This window comes from Klebsiella sp. 141153, assembly GCF_032601995.1.
Classification (GTDB): domain Bacteria; phylum Pseudomonadota; class Gammaproteobacteria; order Enterobacterales; family Enterobacteriaceae; genus Klebsiella; species Klebsiella aerogenes.
In genome coordinates this window covers 1-15,607 of record NZ_JAQIRJ010000019.1, presented here as the reverse complement: position 1 = coordinate 15,607, position 15,607 = coordinate 1, and the positions used below count along the sequence as shown (strand labels likewise).

General features: G+C 53.8%; 14 protein-coding genes, 1 tRNA gene and 2 rRNA genes. 13 read left to right on the top strand and 4 right to left on the bottom strand.

The window, feature by feature from the left end:
- Positions 1-26: 26 nt before the first annotated feature.
- The 10 genes from msrP to fis all read left to right on the top strand — a co-directional run bounded on the left by msrP (position 27) and on the right by fis (position 8,489).
- Complete coding sequence (gene msrP, locus PGS10_RS24470; RefSeq protein ID WP_045397237.1) at positions 27-1,028, top strand: protein-methionine-sulfoxide reductase catalytic subunit MsrP; 1,002 nt, start codon at positions 27-29, stop codon at positions 1,026-1,028.
- Positions 1,028-1,627, top strand: coding sequence for a protein-methionine-sulfoxide reductase heme-binding subunit MsrQ (msrQ, locus tag PGS10_RS24465; RefSeq protein ID WP_047047133.1), 600 nt, complete (start codon positions 1,028-1,030; stop codon positions 1,625-1,627). The genes msrP and msrQ overlap by 1 nt, the downstream gene beginning before the upstream one ends.
- A 233-nt stretch (positions 1,628-1,860) precedes the next feature.
- Complete coding sequence (gene aroQ / locus PGS10_RS24460; protein WP_015369457.1) at positions 1,861-2,313, top strand: type II 3-dehydroquinate dehydratase; 453 nt, start codon at positions 1,861-1,863, stop codon at positions 2,311-2,313.
- Between the two features lie 22 nt (positions 2,314-2,335).
- Complete coding sequence (accB, locus tag PGS10_RS24455) at positions 2,336-2,797, top strand: acetyl-CoA carboxylase biotin carboxyl carrier protein (protein ID WP_015369456.1); 462 nt, start codon at positions 2,336-2,338, stop codon at positions 2,795-2,797.
- Positions 2,798-2,807: 10 nt separating this feature from the next.
- Entirely contained in the window at positions 2,808-4,157 is a 1,350-nt protein-coding gene (accC, locus tag PGS10_RS24450) for an acetyl-CoA carboxylase biotin carboxylase subunit (protein ID WP_015369455.1), read from the top strand.
- Between the two features lie 110 nt (positions 4,158-4,267).
- Complete coding sequence (locus PGS10_RS24445; RefSeq protein WP_015369454.1) at positions 4,268-4,510, top strand: DUF997 family protein; 243 nt, start codon at positions 4,268-4,270, stop codon at positions 4,508-4,510.
- Positions 4,500-5,951, top strand: a complete 1,452-nt coding sequence (panF, locus tag PGS10_RS24440; protein ID WP_045397242.1) for a sodium/pantothenate symporter — start codon at positions 4,500-4,502, stop codon at positions 5,949-5,951. The genes PGS10_RS24445 and panF overlap by 11 nt, the downstream gene beginning before the upstream one ends.
- An 11-nt stretch (positions 5,952-5,962) precedes the next feature.
- On the top strand, positions 5,963-6,844 hold the full coding sequence (prmA, locus tag PGS10_RS24435) for a 50S ribosomal protein L11 methyltransferase (protein ID WP_015703628.1): 882 nt from the start codon (positions 5,963-5,965) through the stop codon (positions 6,842-6,844).
- 358 nt (positions 6,845-7,202) lie between these two features.
- Complete coding sequence (dusB, locus tag PGS10_RS24430; protein WP_015369451.1) at positions 7,203-8,168, top strand: tRNA dihydrouridine synthase DusB; 966 nt, start codon at positions 7,203-7,205, stop codon at positions 8,166-8,168.
- Positions 8,169-8,192: 24 nt separating this feature from the next.
- Complete coding sequence (fis, locus tag PGS10_RS24425) at positions 8,193-8,489, top strand: DNA-binding transcriptional regulator Fis (RefSeq protein WP_000462905.1); 297 nt, start codon at positions 8,193-8,195, stop codon at positions 8,487-8,489.
- An 85-nt stretch (positions 8,490-8,574) separates the two neighbouring features.
- Here fis and envR read toward each other — a convergent pair whose 3' ends face one another.
- Positions 8,575-9,231: an acrEF/envCD operon transcriptional regulator gene (gene envR / locus PGS10_RS24420; RefSeq protein ID WP_047047122.1), complete on the bottom strand. Its 657-nt coding sequence runs from the start codon at positions 9,229-9,231 to the stop codon at positions 8,575-8,577.
- A 355-nt stretch (positions 9,232-9,586) separates the two neighbouring features.
- Between envR and PGS10_RS24415 the strand changes: the two genes are divergently transcribed.
- From PGS10_RS24415 to PGS10_RS24405, 3 genes are all read left to right on the top strand, one after another.
- On the top strand, positions 9,587-10,726 hold the full coding sequence (locus tag PGS10_RS24415) for an efflux RND transporter periplasmic adaptor subunit (protein WP_047047118.1): 1,140 nt from the start codon (positions 9,587-9,589) through the stop codon (positions 10,724-10,726).
- Positions 10,727-10,739: 13 nt separating this feature from the next.
- A complete protein-coding gene (locus tag PGS10_RS24410) occupies positions 10,740-13,850 on the top strand; it encodes an efflux RND transporter permease subunit (RefSeq protein WP_316423613.1) in 3,111 nt (1,036 codons plus the stop codon).
- 277 nt (positions 13,851-14,127) lie between these two features.
- The gene (locus tag PGS10_RS24405) at positions 14,128-14,349 is read left to right on the top strand and encodes a hypothetical protein (protein ID WP_015369447.1); all 222 of its coding nucleotides are present in this window, start codon (positions 14,128-14,130) and stop codon (positions 14,347-14,349) included.
- A 929-nt stretch (positions 14,350-15,278) separates the two neighbouring features.
- Here the strand turns inward: PGS10_RS24405 and rrf (PGS10_RS24400) are convergent.
- From rrf (PGS10_RS24400) to rrf (PGS10_RS24390), 3 genes are all read right to left on the bottom strand, one after another.
- Positions 15,279-15,394, bottom strand: a 5S ribosomal RNA gene (gene rrf / locus PGS10_RS24400).
- A gap of 37 nt (positions 15,395-15,431) precedes the next feature.
- Positions 15,432-15,507, bottom strand: a tRNA-Thr gene (locus tag PGS10_RS24395).
- Between the two features lie 14 nt (positions 15,508-15,521).
- A 5S ribosomal RNA gene (gene rrf / locus PGS10_RS24390) occupies positions 15,522-15,607 on the bottom strand; the annotation flags it as partial.

Here is a 15,607-nt window from a genome sequence, read left to right as displayed (position 1 = left end):
TAGGAAAAAGTATGACGGAGGACGCCATGAAAACCAGAAAACTGACGGAAGCCGACGTAACGGCGGAATCGGTATTTAACCTGCAGCGCCGCCAGGTGCTGAAAATGCTCGGTATCGGCGCGACGGCGATGTCGCTCTCAACAAAGGCCCATGCCGACCTGCTCGATTGGTTCAAAGGCCATGACCGCCCGCCGGCGCCCGCCGGAAAGGCCCTCACCTTTGATAAACCCGCAGCATGGCAAAGTAAGCTCGCCCTCACCCCGGAAGATAAAGTCGCCGGCTACAACAACTTCTACGAATTCGGCCTCGATAAAGCCGATCCGGCGGCTAACGCAGGCAGCCTGCGCACTGACCCCTGGACGCTTACCATCGGCGGCGAAGTCGCCAAACCCCTGACGCTCGATCACGACGACCTGACCCGTCGCTTCCCGCTGGAAGAACGAATTTATCGTATGCGCTGCGTGGAGGCCTGGTCGATGGTCGTACCGTGGGTCGGCTTCCCCCTGCATAAACTGCTCTCGCTGGTGGAGCCCACCAGCAACGCCCGCTACGTCGCTTTCAAAACGCTGTATGCGCCGGAACAGATGCCGGGACAAAAAGATCGCTTCATCGGCGGCGGCCTGGCCTATCCCTATGTCGAAGGATTGCGCCTTGATGAAGCGATGCACCCGCTCACGCTGATGACCGTTGGCGTCTACGGGAAAGCGTTGCCGCCGCAAAACGGCGCGCCCATCCGCCTGACCGTGCCGTGGAAGTACGGCTTTAAAGGGATTAAATCGATCGTGAGTATTGAGTTAACCCGCGAGCGGCCGCCGACCACCTGGAATCTGGCGGCGCCGGATGAATACGGTTTCTATGCCAATGTGAACCCGCACGTCGATCATCCGCGCTGGTCGCAGGCCAGCGAGCGGTTCATCGGCGCCGGCGGCGTACTCGACGTAAAACGCCAGCCAACGCTGCTGTTTAATGGCTATGCCGAGGAAGTCGCCTCGCTGTATCGCGGGCTTAACTTACGGGAGAATTTCTAGTGCGTCTGAGCGTTAAACAGATAGGCTGGCTGAAAGTTGTGCTGCATTTAGCCGGTTTTTTACCGCTGGTCTGGCTGTTCTGGGCCGGGCATCAGGGCTACTTCAGCGCCGATCCGGCGAAGGATATCCAGCATTTTACCGGACGGATGGCACTGAAGTTTTTGCTCGCCACCTTGCTTATTACGCCGCTGGCGCGTTACGCTAAACAGCCATTATTGATACGCACCCGTCGTTTATTAGGGTTATGGTGCTTTGCCTGGGCAACGTTGCATCTCACCAGCTATACGCTGCTGGAGCTAGGCATTAACAATCTGGCGTTACTCGGTTCCGAGATAATCAACCGTCCGTATCTCACGCTTGGTTTAATCAGTTGGCTGGTTTTACTGGCGCTGGCGGCGACGTCAACCCAGTACATGCAACGAAAATTAGGCCGTCGTTGGCAAACATTGCACAACTTCGTCTATCTGGTCGCGATCCTCGCCCCTATACATTATCTATGGTCGGTGAAAATTTTATCGCCGCAGCCGCTGATTTATGCCGGGCTGGCAATGGTACTTTTAGCCAGCCGCTATAAGAAGTTTCGCCAGTGGTGGCGCTAATCTCCGGATATGTGCAGTTCCCCGCAGAACGTTTATCAACCGCGGCTCTTTTTACGATAGCGGTTGATAATCTTCCCTGATAAGACCAGTATTTAGCTGCCAATTGCTACGAAATCGTTATAATGTGCGACTTTGGTTTTCCTGAAGGGATTTTCGAACCCTGAAAAGGTGACAAGCGCGCATCGAAGGTATATTTTGTTTTTTGCCCGAGATTAGCAGGAGATAGCTGCACAATGGCTGACAAGTTTCGCATTTTGCTTTTGAACGGACCAAACCTTAATATGCTCGGCAGCCGTGAACCCGAGAAGTATGGTTCGCTAACGCTGGCAGAAATTGTTAACCGTTTAACCGCAGAAGCGGAAGCGCTAAACGTGACGCTCGACCACCTGCAATCCAATGCGGAGTTCGCGCTCATCGACCGAATTCATCAGGCTAAAGACTCTGTGGACTATATCCTGATCAATCCGGCCGCGTTTACGCATACCAGCGTGGCCATCCGCGACGCGCTGCTTGCCGTGAGTATCCCGTTTATCGAGATCCACCTGAGCAACGTGCATGCGCGCGAGCCGTTCCGTCACCACTCGTATCTGTCTGATGTCGCCTCGGGCGTTATCTGCGGATTAGGTGCGGACGGCTATTCATACGCTTTACAGACGGCGGTAAAACGCCTGTCACAAACACACTAAACAAAGAGTACGGAACCCACTCATGGATATTCGTAAGATTAAAAAACTGATCGAGCTGGTTGAAGAATCAGGCATCTCCGAACTGGAAATTTCTGAAGGCGAAGAGTCTGTACGCATCAGCCGTGCAGCGCCGGCCGCCAGCTATCCGGTAATGCAGCAAGCTTATGCTGCGCCAATCGCCCAGCCTCAGGCGCCAGCCGCCGCAGCGCCGGCAGCAGCACCTGCCGCTGAAGCGAAAGCGGAAATCAGTGGTCACATCGTACGTTCCCCGATGGTCGGTACTTTCTACCGCACCCCGAGCCCGGACGCGAAAGCCTTTGTGGAAGTCGGTCAGAAAGTTAACGTGGGCGACACCCTGTGCATCGTAGAAGCGATGAAAATGATGAACCAGATCGAAGCCGACAAAGCCGGCGTGGTTAAAGCCATTCTGATCGAAAGCGGCCAACCTGTAGAATTCGACGAGCCGCTGGTTGTCATCGAGTAACGAGGCGAACATGCTGGATAAAATTGTCATCGCTAACCGTGGCGAGATCGCACTGCGCATCCTGCGTGCCTGTAAAGAACTGGGCATCAAGACCGTTGCTGTGCACTCCACCGCGGATCGCGATTTAAAACACGTATTATTAGCGGATGAGACGGTCTGCATCGGCCCGGCTCCGTCCGTAAAAAGCTATCTGAACATCCCGGCTATCATCAGCGCGGCGGAAATCACCGGCGCGGTAGCGATTCACCCGGGTTACGGCTTCCTGTCCGAAAACGCTAACTTTGCCGAGCAGGTTGAGCGTTCCGGTTTCATCTTCATCGGCCCGAAAGCCGACACTATCCGCCTGATGGGCGACAAAGTGTCTGCCATCACCGCAATGAAGAAAGCTGGCGTTCCGACCGTTCCAGGTTCTGATGGCCCGCTGGGCGACGACATGGACGCAAACCGCGCGCATGCCAAACGCATCGGCTATCCGGTTATCATCAAAGCCTCCGGCGGCGGCGGCGGTCGCGGTATGCGCGTCGTGCGCAGCGACGCTGAACTGGCGCAATCCATCTCCATGACCAAAGCGGAAGCGAAAGCGGCTTTCAACAACGACATGGTCTACATGGAGAAATACCTGGAAAATCCTCGTCACATCGAGATCCAGGTGCTGGCGGACGGCCAGGGCAACGCTATCTATCTGGCAGAACGCGACTGCTCCATGCAGCGTCGTCACCAGAAAGTCGTCGAAGAAGCGCCGGCGCCGGGCATTACCCCGGAACTGCGTCGCTACATCGGCGAACGTTGCGCGAAAGCCTGTGTGGATATCGGCTATCGCGGAGCGGGTACCTTTGAATTCCTGTTCGAAAACGGCGAGTTCTACTTCATTGAGATGAACACCCGTATTCAGGTAGAACACCCGGTTACCGAAATGATCACCGGCGTCGACCTGATCAAAGAACAGCTGCGCATCGCGGCGGGTCAGCCGCTGTCTATCAAGCAAGAAGAAGTCCAGGTTCGCGGCCATGCGGTAGAATGCCGTATCAACGCCGAAGACCCGAACACCTTCCTGCCGAGCCCGGGTAAAATTACCCGCTTCCACGCGCCGGGCGGTTTTGGCGTGCGCTGGGAGTCTCATATCTACGCCGGTTACACCGTACCGCCGTACTATGACTCAATGATCGGCAAACTGATCTGCTACGGCGAAAGCCGTGATGTGGCGATTGCTCGCATGAAGAACGCGCTGCAGGAACTGATCATCGATGGCATCAAAACCAACGTTGAGCTGCAGATGCGCATTATGAGCGACGAGAACTTCCAGCATGGTGGCACCAATATCCACTATCTGGAGAAAAAACTTGGACTGCAGGAAAAATAATCCTGTACTCGCTGCAAAAGGCCGGATAATCCGGCCTTTTTTCTTTTTCTCTCCCCTCGACTTTTCCATGCGGTACAATCCCCGCTTTCTTCATCCTCAAGGGACAAAAAATGGACAAAAGATTTGTTCAGGCCCATAAAGAAGCGCGCTGGGCGCTGTGGCTGACCCTTCTCTATCTTGCCGCCTGGCTGGCTGCGGCCTATCTACCGGGCGTCGGTATTGGCTTTACCGGGCTGCCACACTGGTTCGAACTGGCCTGCCTGCTGGTGCCGCTGCTGTTCGTTCTGCTGTGCTGGGCGATGGTGCGCTTTATCTTCCGCGATATCTCTCTGGAGGATAACGATGCAGCTTGAGATTATCGTGGTGCTGATCGCTTATCTGTTTGTGGTCTTCGGGCTGTCTCTTTACGCGATGCGTAAACGCAGTACCGGGAACTTCCTTAGCGAGTATTTTCTTGGCAGCCGATCGATGGGCGGTTTTGTATTAGCGATGACCCTCACCGCCACCTATATTAGCGCCAGCTCGTTTATCGGCGGTCCCGGCGCCGCCTACAAATATGGACTGGGCTGGGTACTGCTGGCGATGATCCAGGTACCGACGATCTGGCTCTCTCTCGGGATCCTCGGCAAGAAGTTCGCGATCCTGGCGCGCCGCTACAACGCCATTACCCTTAACGATATGCTGCAGGCGCGCTACCAAAGCCGCGCGGTGGTATGGATTGCCAGCGTCAGCCTGTTGGTGGCCTTTGTCGGGGCCATCGCGGTGCAGTTTATTGGCGGCGCGCGCCTGCTGGAAACCGCCGCCGGTATCAAATACGAAACCGGACTACTGATATTTGGCATCACGATCGCGCTCTATACCGCGTTCGGCGGCTTCCGCGCCAGCGTACTCAACGATACCATGCAGGGAATGGTGATGTTGATCGGGACGATCGTCCTGCTGGTTGGCGTAGTGCATGCCGCTGGCGGTCTGCATCAGGCGGTAGATACGCTCCAGCGGATCGACCCGCAGCTGGTGTCGCCTCACGGCGCCGATGATATCCTCACGCCAACCTTTATGACCTCGTTCTGGGTACTGGTCTGTTTCGGCGTCATCGGCTTGCCGCATACCGCCGTGCGCTGTATCTCCTATAAAGACAGCAAGGCCGTGCACCGCGGGATCGTTATTGGCACCATCGTGGTGGCGATTCTGATGTTCGGTATGCATCTCGCCGGCGCGCTTGGCCGCGCCGTCCTGCCGGGCCTCACCGTCCCCGATCAGGTGATCCCGACGTTGATGGTCCAGGTGCTGCCGCCGTGGGCCGCGGGGCTATTTTTAGCGGCGCCGATGGCCGCGATTATGTCTAACGTTAACGCCCATTTACTGCAGGCATCGGCTACGATCATTAAAGATCTGTGGCTCAGCGCTCAGCCTACGAAAAAGCGTAATGAGCAGAAGCTGAAGCGGATCTCAACGATCGCCACCTTAGTGCTCGGCATACTTATGATGCTGGCCGCCTGGCGGCCGCCGGAAATGATTATCTGGCTTAATCTGCTGGCCTTTGGCGGCCTGGAAGCGGTGTTCTTATGGCCGCTAGTGCTGGGTCTCTACTGGGAGCGGGCAAATGCTGCTGGCGCGCTCAGCGCGATGTTAGTGGGCGGCGTACTGTATGCCGTGCTCGCGACGTTTAATATTCAGTACCTGGGCTTCCACCCTATCGTGCCCTCGCTGCTGCTAAGTTTGTTGGCTTTTGTCGTCGGGAACCGTTTCGGTCAGCCCGTACCGCCAGCCCCTATTATGACTACTGATAAATAAAGAGTTTTGCCATGCCTTGGATCCAACTAAAACTGAATACGACCGGCGCTCACGCGGAAGAACTGAGCGACGCGCTGATGGAGGCCGGCGCGGTCTCGATTACCTTCCAGGACACCCACGACACGCCGGTGTTTGAGCCGCTGCCGGGTGAAACCCGTTTGTGGGGCGATACCGACGTTATTGGCCTGTTCGACGCGGAAAGCGACATGAACGAAGCGGTTGCTATCCTTGAGCAGCATCCGCTGCTCGGCGCAGGCTTCGCGCATAAAATTGAACAGCTGGAAGATAAAGACTGGGAACGCGAGTGGATGGATAACTTCCACCCGATGCGTTTCGGCGAACGCCTGTGGATTTGCCCGAGCTGGCGCGATGTTCCTGATGAGAATGCAGTCAACGTGATGCTTGATCCAGGTCTAGCCTTTGGTACCGGTACTCACCCAACGACCGCGATGTGTCTGCAGTGGCTCGATGGCCTTGACCTTCAGGGCAAAACGGTTATCGATTTTGGCTGCGGTTCCGGCATCCTGGCGATCGCCGCGCTGAAGCTGGGCGCCGCCAAAGCTATCGGTATTGATATCGATCCGCAGGCCATTCAGGCCAGCCGTGATAACGCCCAGCGTAACGGCGTCTCCGAACGCCTTGAACTGTATTTGCCGCAGGATCAGCCAGAAGCCATGAAAGCCGATGTGGTGGTCGCAAACATCCTGGCAGGCCCGTTGCGTGAGCTGGCCCCTTTAATCAGCGTCCTGCCGGTTACAGGCGGTCTGCTGGGCCTTTCCGGAATCCTGGCAAGCCAGGCAGAAAGCGTCTGCGAAGCCTACGCCCCGCTCTTCACCCTCGACCCGGTGGTGGAGAAAGAGGAGTGGTGCCGAATTACCGGACAGAAAAACTAAGTAAGACTGCGGCCTACGGGCCGCATTTTTGTTTCCAGTAACCGCCGAATATTGCCAGGAAATGAGAGCCGGATCGCATTACGATGCCCTTTTTTGGCTACAAAAACAGCGTTTTATCCCGTCTCGTATCGCCTTCGTCTCAGAAAAATCGAGAAGTTTTGCGATTTTATAATTGGACACAAATTATCCCATTGCTAATAACGCAATGATTAATATGATAATTTATTCATGACTATTACGTTACTCCTGGATTCATTGATCTGTAACAGAGGATTGGTCAAAGTTTGGCCTTTCATCTCGCGCAAAAAATGCGTAATATACGCCGCCTTGCAGTCACAGTATGGTCATTTCTTAACTCATGCGCATCGGACACCACCAGCTCAGAAATCGCCTGATCGCAGCACCTATGGCTGGCATCACTGACAGACCATTCAGGACGCTGTGTTACGAGATGGGAGCAGGTTTAACCGTCTCCGAGATGATGTCCTCCAACCCGCAGGTATGGGAGAGCGACAAGTCCCGGTTACGGATGGTGCACATTGATGAGCCCGGTATTCGTACCGTGCAAATCGCCGGTAGCGTACCGGAAGAGATGGCCGCGGCCGCCCGTATTAACGTGGAAAGCGGCGCCCAGATTATTGATATCAATATGGGGTGCCCGGCTAAAAAGGTGAATCGTAAGCTCGCTGGTTCAGCCCTCTTGCAGTATCCCGATCAGGTGAAGTCAATCCTGACCGCGGTCGTCAAGGCAGTGGACGTTCCGGTGACTCTCAAGATTCGCACCGGTTGGGAACCGGAACACCGTAACTGTGTAGAGATTGCCCAACTGGCTGAAGAATGTGGCATTCAGGCTCTGACTATTCACGGACGCACTCGCGCCTGCTTGTTTAACGGAGAAGCTGAATACGACAGTATTCGGGCAGTTAAGCAGAAAGTTTCCATTCCGATTATCGCGAATGGCGACATTACTGACCCGCTTAAAGCCAGAGCCGTGCTCGACTACACGGGGGCTGACGCCCTCATGATAGGCCGTGCGGCTCAGGGAAGACCCTGGATCTTTCGGGAAATCCAGCATTATCTGGACACTGGGGAGTTGCTGCCCCCCCTGCCGTTGGCAGAGGTTAAGCGCTTGCTTTGCGCGCACGTTCGGGAACTGCATGACTTTTACGGTCAGGCAAAAGGGTACCGAATCGCGCGTAAACACGTCTCCTGGTATCTCCAGGAGCATGCTCCAAATGACCAGTTTCGGCGCACATTCAACGCCATTGAGGATGCCAGCGAACAGCTGGAGGCGTTGGAGGCATACTTCGAAAATTTTGCGTAATAGAAATAAAGAGCTGACAGAACTATGTTCGAACAACGCGTAAATTCTGACGTACTGACCGTTTCTACCGTTAACTCTCAGGATCAGGTAACTCAAAAGCCCCTGCGTGACTCGGTTAAACAGGCACTGAAGAACTATTTTGCTCAACTGAATGGTCAGGATGTTAATGATCTGTATGAGCTGGTATTGGCTGAAGTTGAACAGCCACTGTTGGACATGGTGATGCAATACACCCGTGGTAACCAGACCCGCGCTGCCCTGATGATGGGTATCAACCGCGGTACTCTGCGTAAGAAACTGAAAAAATACGGCATGAACTGATATTAATCAGTAAATTGCTGAATTAAAAAGGCGCTCTTCGGCATGGGGAAGCGCCTTTTTTTATGGCCTGATTTTTGATACTGGACTACTGCCCCACGGCAGCCATCGGCCACCCGCTATGGCCAGGTTGCTGCAGCGATAACGCCGACATAATATTGTCTACCAGCACGGGCGCCTGCTCATAGAGATTGAATTTTTCAGGGTCCATTAACCAGTTCTTAATAATTCCTGTAAAAGCGCCATGTAATATAATTAACGTGATTTCGATATTTGTTTCCGCCGGTAATAACCTGTTTCTGACACAACGTTGTAGTACGTCACGGACTATCGCGTAATTAAAGCCAATTCGCTTGCGGATTTCCGTTTCCGGCAGCATATCGCTGGCGAATTCGCATTTGTGATAAAGAATCTGTAACAGCGCCTGCTGTCGGGGTGTTTCGGCAATATATTGCAACCCGGTAATAAATTTTTTACGTAACCCCATTAACGGATTTTGGTTATCCAGTTCCCACTGCTGATGGGGCAATAACTCCCTAAGCGGCGGCTGCTGCTGCCACATTTCATTAAACAACTCCGCCTTGCTGGAAAAATGCCAGTACACCGCTCCACGCGTGACGCCAGCGGCGTCGGCGATATCAGTCAGCGTGGTATTGGTAACGCCGCGCTGTGCGAACTGCTGGATCGCGGACTCAATCAGGAGCTGACGCGTTCTTAATGCGTCCTCTTTGGTTTTTCTGGCCATAACCTTTCCCACTAGCTGCCGAACGGTGAATACAAATCTTACTGACATACCTACCAACTTAACATTCCTTAAATATTATTATTTAGCAAAAATGCAGATACAAACATTTAATAACAGAGATATCTTATACATGAGACAAATATAAACAAAGAACATATTCACAAAAGAAATATTAAAGGAAGAGGAGCTAAATCAATCGCCTTTTTTTTGTTTTTGCGTGCCTTGTTCATTGTCCAAAAATAACTATTTCTTACATCCATCGGTGATTATTTGTAGGATAACGAACCGCTTTAATATTCATTATTTCTTCGCAGATTCGCCGCCCTATCCGGCCCGTAATCTATAAGGAACAGCAATGACGAGTCATGCCAGAGTTTCTCTTTTAGCCAGCCTAATTATCTCCACCTTGTTGCTTACCGGTTGTGATAATTCAGGCGATCAACAGGCGCAGCCGCAAGCGCCTCAGGTTAGCGTACATGTGGTGCGCAGCGAACCGCTCTCCGTTACTACCGAATTACCGGGGCGGACTTCGGCTTTTCGCGTCGCTGAAGTTCGCCCCCAGGTCAGCGGCATTATCCTGAAACGCAATTTTGTCGAGGGCAGCGATATCAAGGCCGGTGAATCGCTCTATCAAATCGACCCCGCCACTTATCAGGCCGCGTGGAACAGCGCCAAAGGCGACGAGGCGAAAGCCGAAGCCGCAGCGGCTATCGCCCATCTGACGGTAAAACGCTATGTTCCTCTGCTTGGAACGAAATACATCAGCCAGCAAGAATACGATCAGGCCGTCGCCACCGCACATCAGGCCGATGCCGACGTCGTGGCGGCTAAAGCCGCGGTCGAAAGCGCCCGTATCAACCTGGCGTACACCAAAGTGACCTCGCCGATTGACGGTCGCATTGGTAAATCCAGCGTAACTGAAGGCGCACTGGTGACCAACGGCCAGGCTGACGCTATGGCGACGGTGCAGCAACTCGATCCGATCTATGTCGACGTGACCGAATCCAGCAACGATTTTATGCGTCTGAAGCAGGAAAGCCTGCAGCGTGGCGATGACAGCAAAAGCGTGCAGTTGATTATGGAAAATGGCCAGCCCTACTCCTTGAAAGGATCGCTGCAATTCTCCGATGTCACCGTCGATGAGAGTACCGGGTCCATCACGCTTCGCGCGGTATTCCCTAACCCGCAACACACTCTCCTGCCGGGCATGTTTGTTCGCGCCCGTATTGATGAAGGCATCAATCCGCAAGCGATTCTGGTACCACAGCAGGGGGTTACCCGCACGCCGCGCGGCGATGCCACGGTGATGATCGTCAATGCGCAGAACCAGGTGGAAAACCGTGAGGTCACCGCCGCGCAGGCGATAGGCGATAAATGGTTGATCACCAGCGGTCTGCAAAACGGCGACAAAGTCATCGTTAGTGGATTACAAAAGGTTCGCCCTGGCGTCACCGTGAAGGCGACGGAAGATACCGCTGCCCCAGCTGCACAATAAGGTATGAATCGCTATGTCTAAGTTCTTCATCCATCGACCGGTGTTTGCATGGGTGCTGGCAATCATCATGATGATTGCCGGTGGCCTGGCCATCATGCAGCTCCCTATTGCGCAATATCCCACGATCGCGCCGCCTGCGGTGGCGATTTCTGCTACCTATCCTGGCGCGGATGCGCAAACCGTGCAGGACACCGTCACCCAGGTTATCGAACAGAACATGAATGGTATCGATAATCTGATGTACATGTCCTCTACCAGCGACTCATCCGGTAGTGTGACCATAACGCTCACTTTCAAATCCGGCACCGATCCGGATATCGCTCAGGTTCAGGTACAGAACAAACTGCAGCTGGCGACGCCGCTGCTGCCACAGGAAGTACAGCAGCAAGGTATTAGCGTTGAGAAATCCAGCAGCAGCTTCCTGCTGGTTGCCGGTTTTATCTCTGATAATCCAAACACTACCCAGGATGATATTTCCGACTACGTTGCCTCTAACATCAAAGACCCTATTAGCCGCCTTAACGGCGTTGGCGATGTGCAATTGTTCGGCGCGCAATATGCCATGCGTATCTGGCTTGACGGCAACCTGCTGAATAAATATAACCTCACGCCGGTCGATGTTATCAACCAACTGAAGGTGCAAAACGATCAGATTGCCGCCGGGCAACTTGGCGGAACACCATCTGTTAAAGGTCAGCAGCTTAACGCCTCGATCATTGCTCAAACTCGCCTGAAAGATCCGGAGGAATTCGGTAAAGTCACGCTGCGGGTTAACGCCGATGGTTCCGTCGTTCGCCTGAAGGATGTCGCGCGCATTGAATTAGGCGGCGAGAACTATAACGTTGTCGCCCGCATTAACGGTAAACCCGCCTCTGGATTGGGGATTAAACTGGCGACCGGCGCCAATGCGCTGGATACCGCTACGGCGATTAAGGCGAAACTTGCCGAGCTGCAGCCCTTCTTCCCGCAAGGGATGAAAGTTGTTTATCCCTACGACACCACGCCGTTCGTTAAAATCTCCATTCATGAAGTGGTGAAAACGCTGTTTGAAGCCATTATCCTCGTCTTCCTCGTGATGTATCTGTTCCTGCAGAACATCCGTGCGACGCTTATCCCGACGATTGCCGTGCCGGTGGTTTTGTTGGGTACCTTTGCGGTACTGGCGATGTTCGGCTACTCCATCAATACGCTAACGATGTTCGGCATGGTGCTGGCGATTGGGCTACTGGTCGATGATGCCATCGTGGTGGTAGAGAACGTCGAGCGCGTCATGGTCGAGGACAAGCTTTCCCCCGTTGAAGCCACAGAGAAATCAATGGAGCAGATTCAGGGGGCGCTGGTTGGTATCGCCATGGTGCTCTCGGCGGTATTCGTCCCGATGGCCTTCTTTGGCGGCTCTACCGGGGCGATTTACCGCCAGTTCTCAATTACTATCGTTTCCGCAATGGCGCTCTCTGTGCTGGTCGCGTTGGTGTTGACTCCGGCGCTGTGCGCGACCATGTTAAAACCGTCATCCGCCGACCATCATGGCAAGAAGGGGTTCTTCGGCTGGTTTAACGCCAGGTTTGACCAAAGCGTTAACCATTACACCAATAGCGTAAGCGGGATCTTACGAGGTACCGGGCGCTACCTGGTCATCTACCTGCTGATCGTTATCGGCATGGCAGTACTGTTTATCCGCTTGCCTACATCCTTCCTGCCTGATGAAGACCAGGGTGTGTTCCTGACCATGGTTCAGTTACCTGCTGGCGCTACGCAAGAGCGTACGCAAAAGGTGCTCGACTCCGTCAGCGACTACTATCTACAGAAAGAGAAGGCTAATGTTGAGAGCGTGTTCACCGTTAACGGCTTTAGCTTCAGCGGACAAGGACAAAACTCCGGTATGGCGTTTGTCAGTCTGAAACCATGGGAAGAGCGCAGCGGTTCGGAAAACGGCGTTGAAGCCATTATCAAGCGTGCCACCGCCGCATTTAGCCAGATTAAAGATGCAATGGTCTTCCCGTTCAACATGCCGGCCATCATCGAGTTAGGTACCGCGACCGGTTTCGACTTCGAGCTGATTGACCAGGGGGGCTTAGGGCATTCACAGTTGACCCAGGCTCGAAACCAGCTTTTAGGTATGGTAAGACAGCATCCGGATCAACTTGTGCGCGTACGCCCTAACGGTCTGGAGGATACGCCGCAGTTTAAACTTGACGTCGATGAAGAGAAAGCGCAGGCGCTGGGGGTCTCACTATCCGACATTAACGAAACCATCTCGGCAGCCCTCGGCGGCTACTACGTAAATGACTTTATAGACCGCGGCCGCGTGAAGAAAGTCTATGTTCAGGCCGAAGCGGAATTCCGAATGTTACCAAGCGATATCAATAACATGTACGTTCGCAGCGCCAACGGCGAGATGGTGCCCTTCTCAGCGTTTGTCACCTCGCATTGGGTATATGGCTCCCCACGACTGGAACGTTACAACGGCCTGCCTTCAATGGAGATCCTCGGCGAAGCGGCTCCGGGCAAGAGTACAGGGGAAGCGATGGCGCTGATGGAACAACTCGCCAGTAAACTACCTACGGGTATTGGCTATGACTGGACCGGCATGTCCTATCAGGAGCGTCTATCAGGTAACCAGGCGCCAGCGTTATATGCTATTTCGCTGATAGTCGTCTTTCTCTGCCTGGCAGCGCTCTATGAAAGCTGGTCTATTCCATTCTCAGTTATGCTGGTTGTGCCATTAGGGGTTATCGGCGCATTATTAGCAGCTTCGCTTAGAGGGTTGAATAATGACGTTTATTTCCAGGTTGGCCTGCTAACGACTATTGGTTTATCTGCGAAGAACGCTATTCTTATTGTCGAGTTCGCTAAAGATCTTATGGATAAAGAAGGGAAAGGCATTATTGAGGCAACCCTGGAGGCATCCCGTATGCGTCTACGCCCTATATTAATGACTTCATTAGCCTTTATTCTTGGGGTCATGCCGTTAGTGATTAGCCATGGCGCTGGTAGCGGCGCGCAAAACGCTGTCGGTACGGGTGTGATGGGCGGTATGCTTACTGCAACGCTATTGGCCATCTTCTTCGTGCCGGTGTTCTTTGTGGTCGTAAGGCGTCGCTTTACCCGTCACGCAGAATAATCGACTATAATTATCAAGGCGCCACGCGGCGCCTTTTTTTATATTTATCAGAACAACAAGTTAGTAGAAATATTAATTTTTCATCCCCAACTAACGCATTGGTATATCCCTTCCTGCATATTCTCTTCATTATTTCTCATTTCTCTTCACGATATTTACACTGCTCATAATTTGAGATTATTTCCCCTTCCAGGCCCGGGTCATTGCGGTGGTAAAATAAGCTATTCCGTTATGTGTTAACAACGTTGACAGCAAACGGTTATTTAGAGGTAATACCATGAAAAAATTAATATTAGTGACATTGTTAGCAACGTTGCTTGCTGGCTGTGCCCATGATTCCCCGTGCGTGCCTGTCTATGACTCGCAGGGCCGACTGGTGCATACCAATACCTGTGTAAAAGGCACAACACAGGATAACTGGGAAACGGCTGGCGCGATCGCCGGTGGGGCCGCAGCGGTTGCCGGTCTCACGTTAGGTATCGTGGCGCTGACTCGTTAGCAATTCCTCTCCATGAATGCTCAGCCTGGAGGCGTTCCCTTTGGCTCAGTCGCCAGAAAGACAAAAGGCCCAGTCGTGTGACTGGGCCTTTTGTTTACGTTGATATGGCAGCGGCTTTTCCCGGAGGCGGTGCTGCGCACCTTTTCCGGGCTACGGGTTGCGTAGCCCCGGTAAGCGTAGCGCCACCGGGGAACTGGTACCGCGTCTGGCCGCAAAAGACAAAAGCAGAAAGCCCGGTCTTCCGACTGAGCCTTTCGTTTACGTTGCTATGGCAGCGGCTTTCCCCGGAGGCAGTGCTGCGCACCTTTTCCTAGCTACGGGTTGCGTAGCCCCGGTAAGCGCAGCGCCACCGGGGGAGATGGCGGCGTGTCTGGCCGCAAAAGACAAAAGCAGAAAGCCCGTCTTCCGACTGAGCCTTTCGTTTACGTTGCTATGGCAGCGGCTTTCCCCGGAGGCGGCGCGATGCGCCTTTTCCGGGCTACAGGACTGTAGCCCCGGTAAGCGCAGCGCCACCGGGGGAAGATGGCGGCGTGTCTGGCCGCAAAAGACAAAAGCAGAAAGCCCGTCTTCCGACTGAGCCTTTCGTTTACGTTGCTATGGCAGCGGCTTTCCCCGGAGGCGGCGCGATGCGCCTTTTCCGGGCTACGGGTTGCGTAGCCCCGGTAAGCATAGCGCCACCGGGGAACTGGTGCCGCATCTGGCCGCAAAACATAAAAACAAAAGGCCCAGTCTTTCGACTGAGCCTTTTGTTTTATTTGATGCCTGCCAGTTTATGGCGGGCGTCCTGCCCGCCACCCTCCGGGCCGTTGCTGCGCAACGTTCAAATCCGCTCCCGGCGGATTTGTCCCTACTCCGGAGAGCGCTCACCGACAAACAACAGATAAAACAAAAGGCCCAGTCTTTCGACTGAGCCTTTTGTTTTATTTGATGCCTGGCAATTCCCTACTCTCACATGGGGAGACCCCACACTACCATCGGCGCTACGGCGTTTCACTTCTGAGTTCGGCATGGGGTCAGGTGGGACCACCGCGCTCTCGTCGCCAGGCAAATTCTTTACAAGTGCCGAACTTTAACCTAAAAAGTGGTGCTGATACCCAGAGTCGAACTGGGGACCTCACCCTTACCAAGGGTGCGCTCTACCAACTGAGCCATATCAGCACGCTAAATTTGATGCCTGGCAGTTCCCTACTCTCACATGGGGAGACCCCACACTACCATCGGCGCTACGGCGTTTCACTTCTGAGTTCGGCATGGGGTC

Coding starts and splice junctions, on each gene's coding strand:
- PGS10_RS24445 (WP_015369454.1), top strand. CDS start 4,268: ATGGACAAAAGATTTGTTCAGGCCCATAAAGAAGCGCGCTGGGCGCTG.
- msrP (WP_045397237.1), top strand. CDS start 27: ATGAAAACCAGAAAACTGACGGAAGCCGACGTAACGGCGGAATCGGTA.
- panF (WP_045397242.1), top strand. CDS start 4,500: ATGCAGCTTGAGATTATCGTGGTGCTGATCGCTTATCTGTTTGTGGTC.
- prmA (WP_015703628.1), top strand. CDS start 5,963: ATGCCTTGGATCCAACTAAAACTGAATACGACCGGCGCTCACGCGGAA.
- PGS10_RS24405 (WP_015369447.1), top strand. CDS start 14,128: ATGAAAAAATTAATATTAGTGACATTGTTAGCAACGTTGCTTGCTGGC.
- accB (WP_015369456.1), top strand. CDS start 2,336: ATGGATATTCGTAAGATTAAAAAACTGATCGAGCTGGTTGAAGAATCA.
- aroQ (WP_015369457.1), top strand. CDS start 1,861: ATGGCTGACAAGTTTCGCATTTTGCTTTTGAACGGACCAAACCTTAAT.
- accC (WP_015369455.1), top strand. CDS start 2,808: ATGCTGGATAAAATTGTCATCGCTAACCGTGGCGAGATCGCACTGCGC.
- PGS10_RS24415 (WP_047047118.1), top strand. CDS start 9,587: ATGACGAGTCATGCCAGAGTTTCTCTTTTAGCCAGCCTAATTATCTCC.
- fis (WP_000462905.1), top strand. CDS start 8,193: ATGTTCGAACAACGCGTAAATTCTGACGTACTGACCGTTTCTACCGTT.
- PGS10_RS24410 (WP_316423613.1), top strand. CDS start 10,740: ATGTCTAAGTTCTTCATCCATCGACCGGTGTTTGCATGGGTGCTGGCA.
- envR (WP_047047122.1), bottom strand. CDS start 9,231: ATGGCCAGAAAAACCAAAGAGGACGCATTAAGAACGCGTCAGCTCCTG.
- dusB (WP_015369451.1), top strand. CDS start 7,203: ATGCGCATCGGACACCACCAGCTCAGAAATCGCCTGATCGCAGCACCT.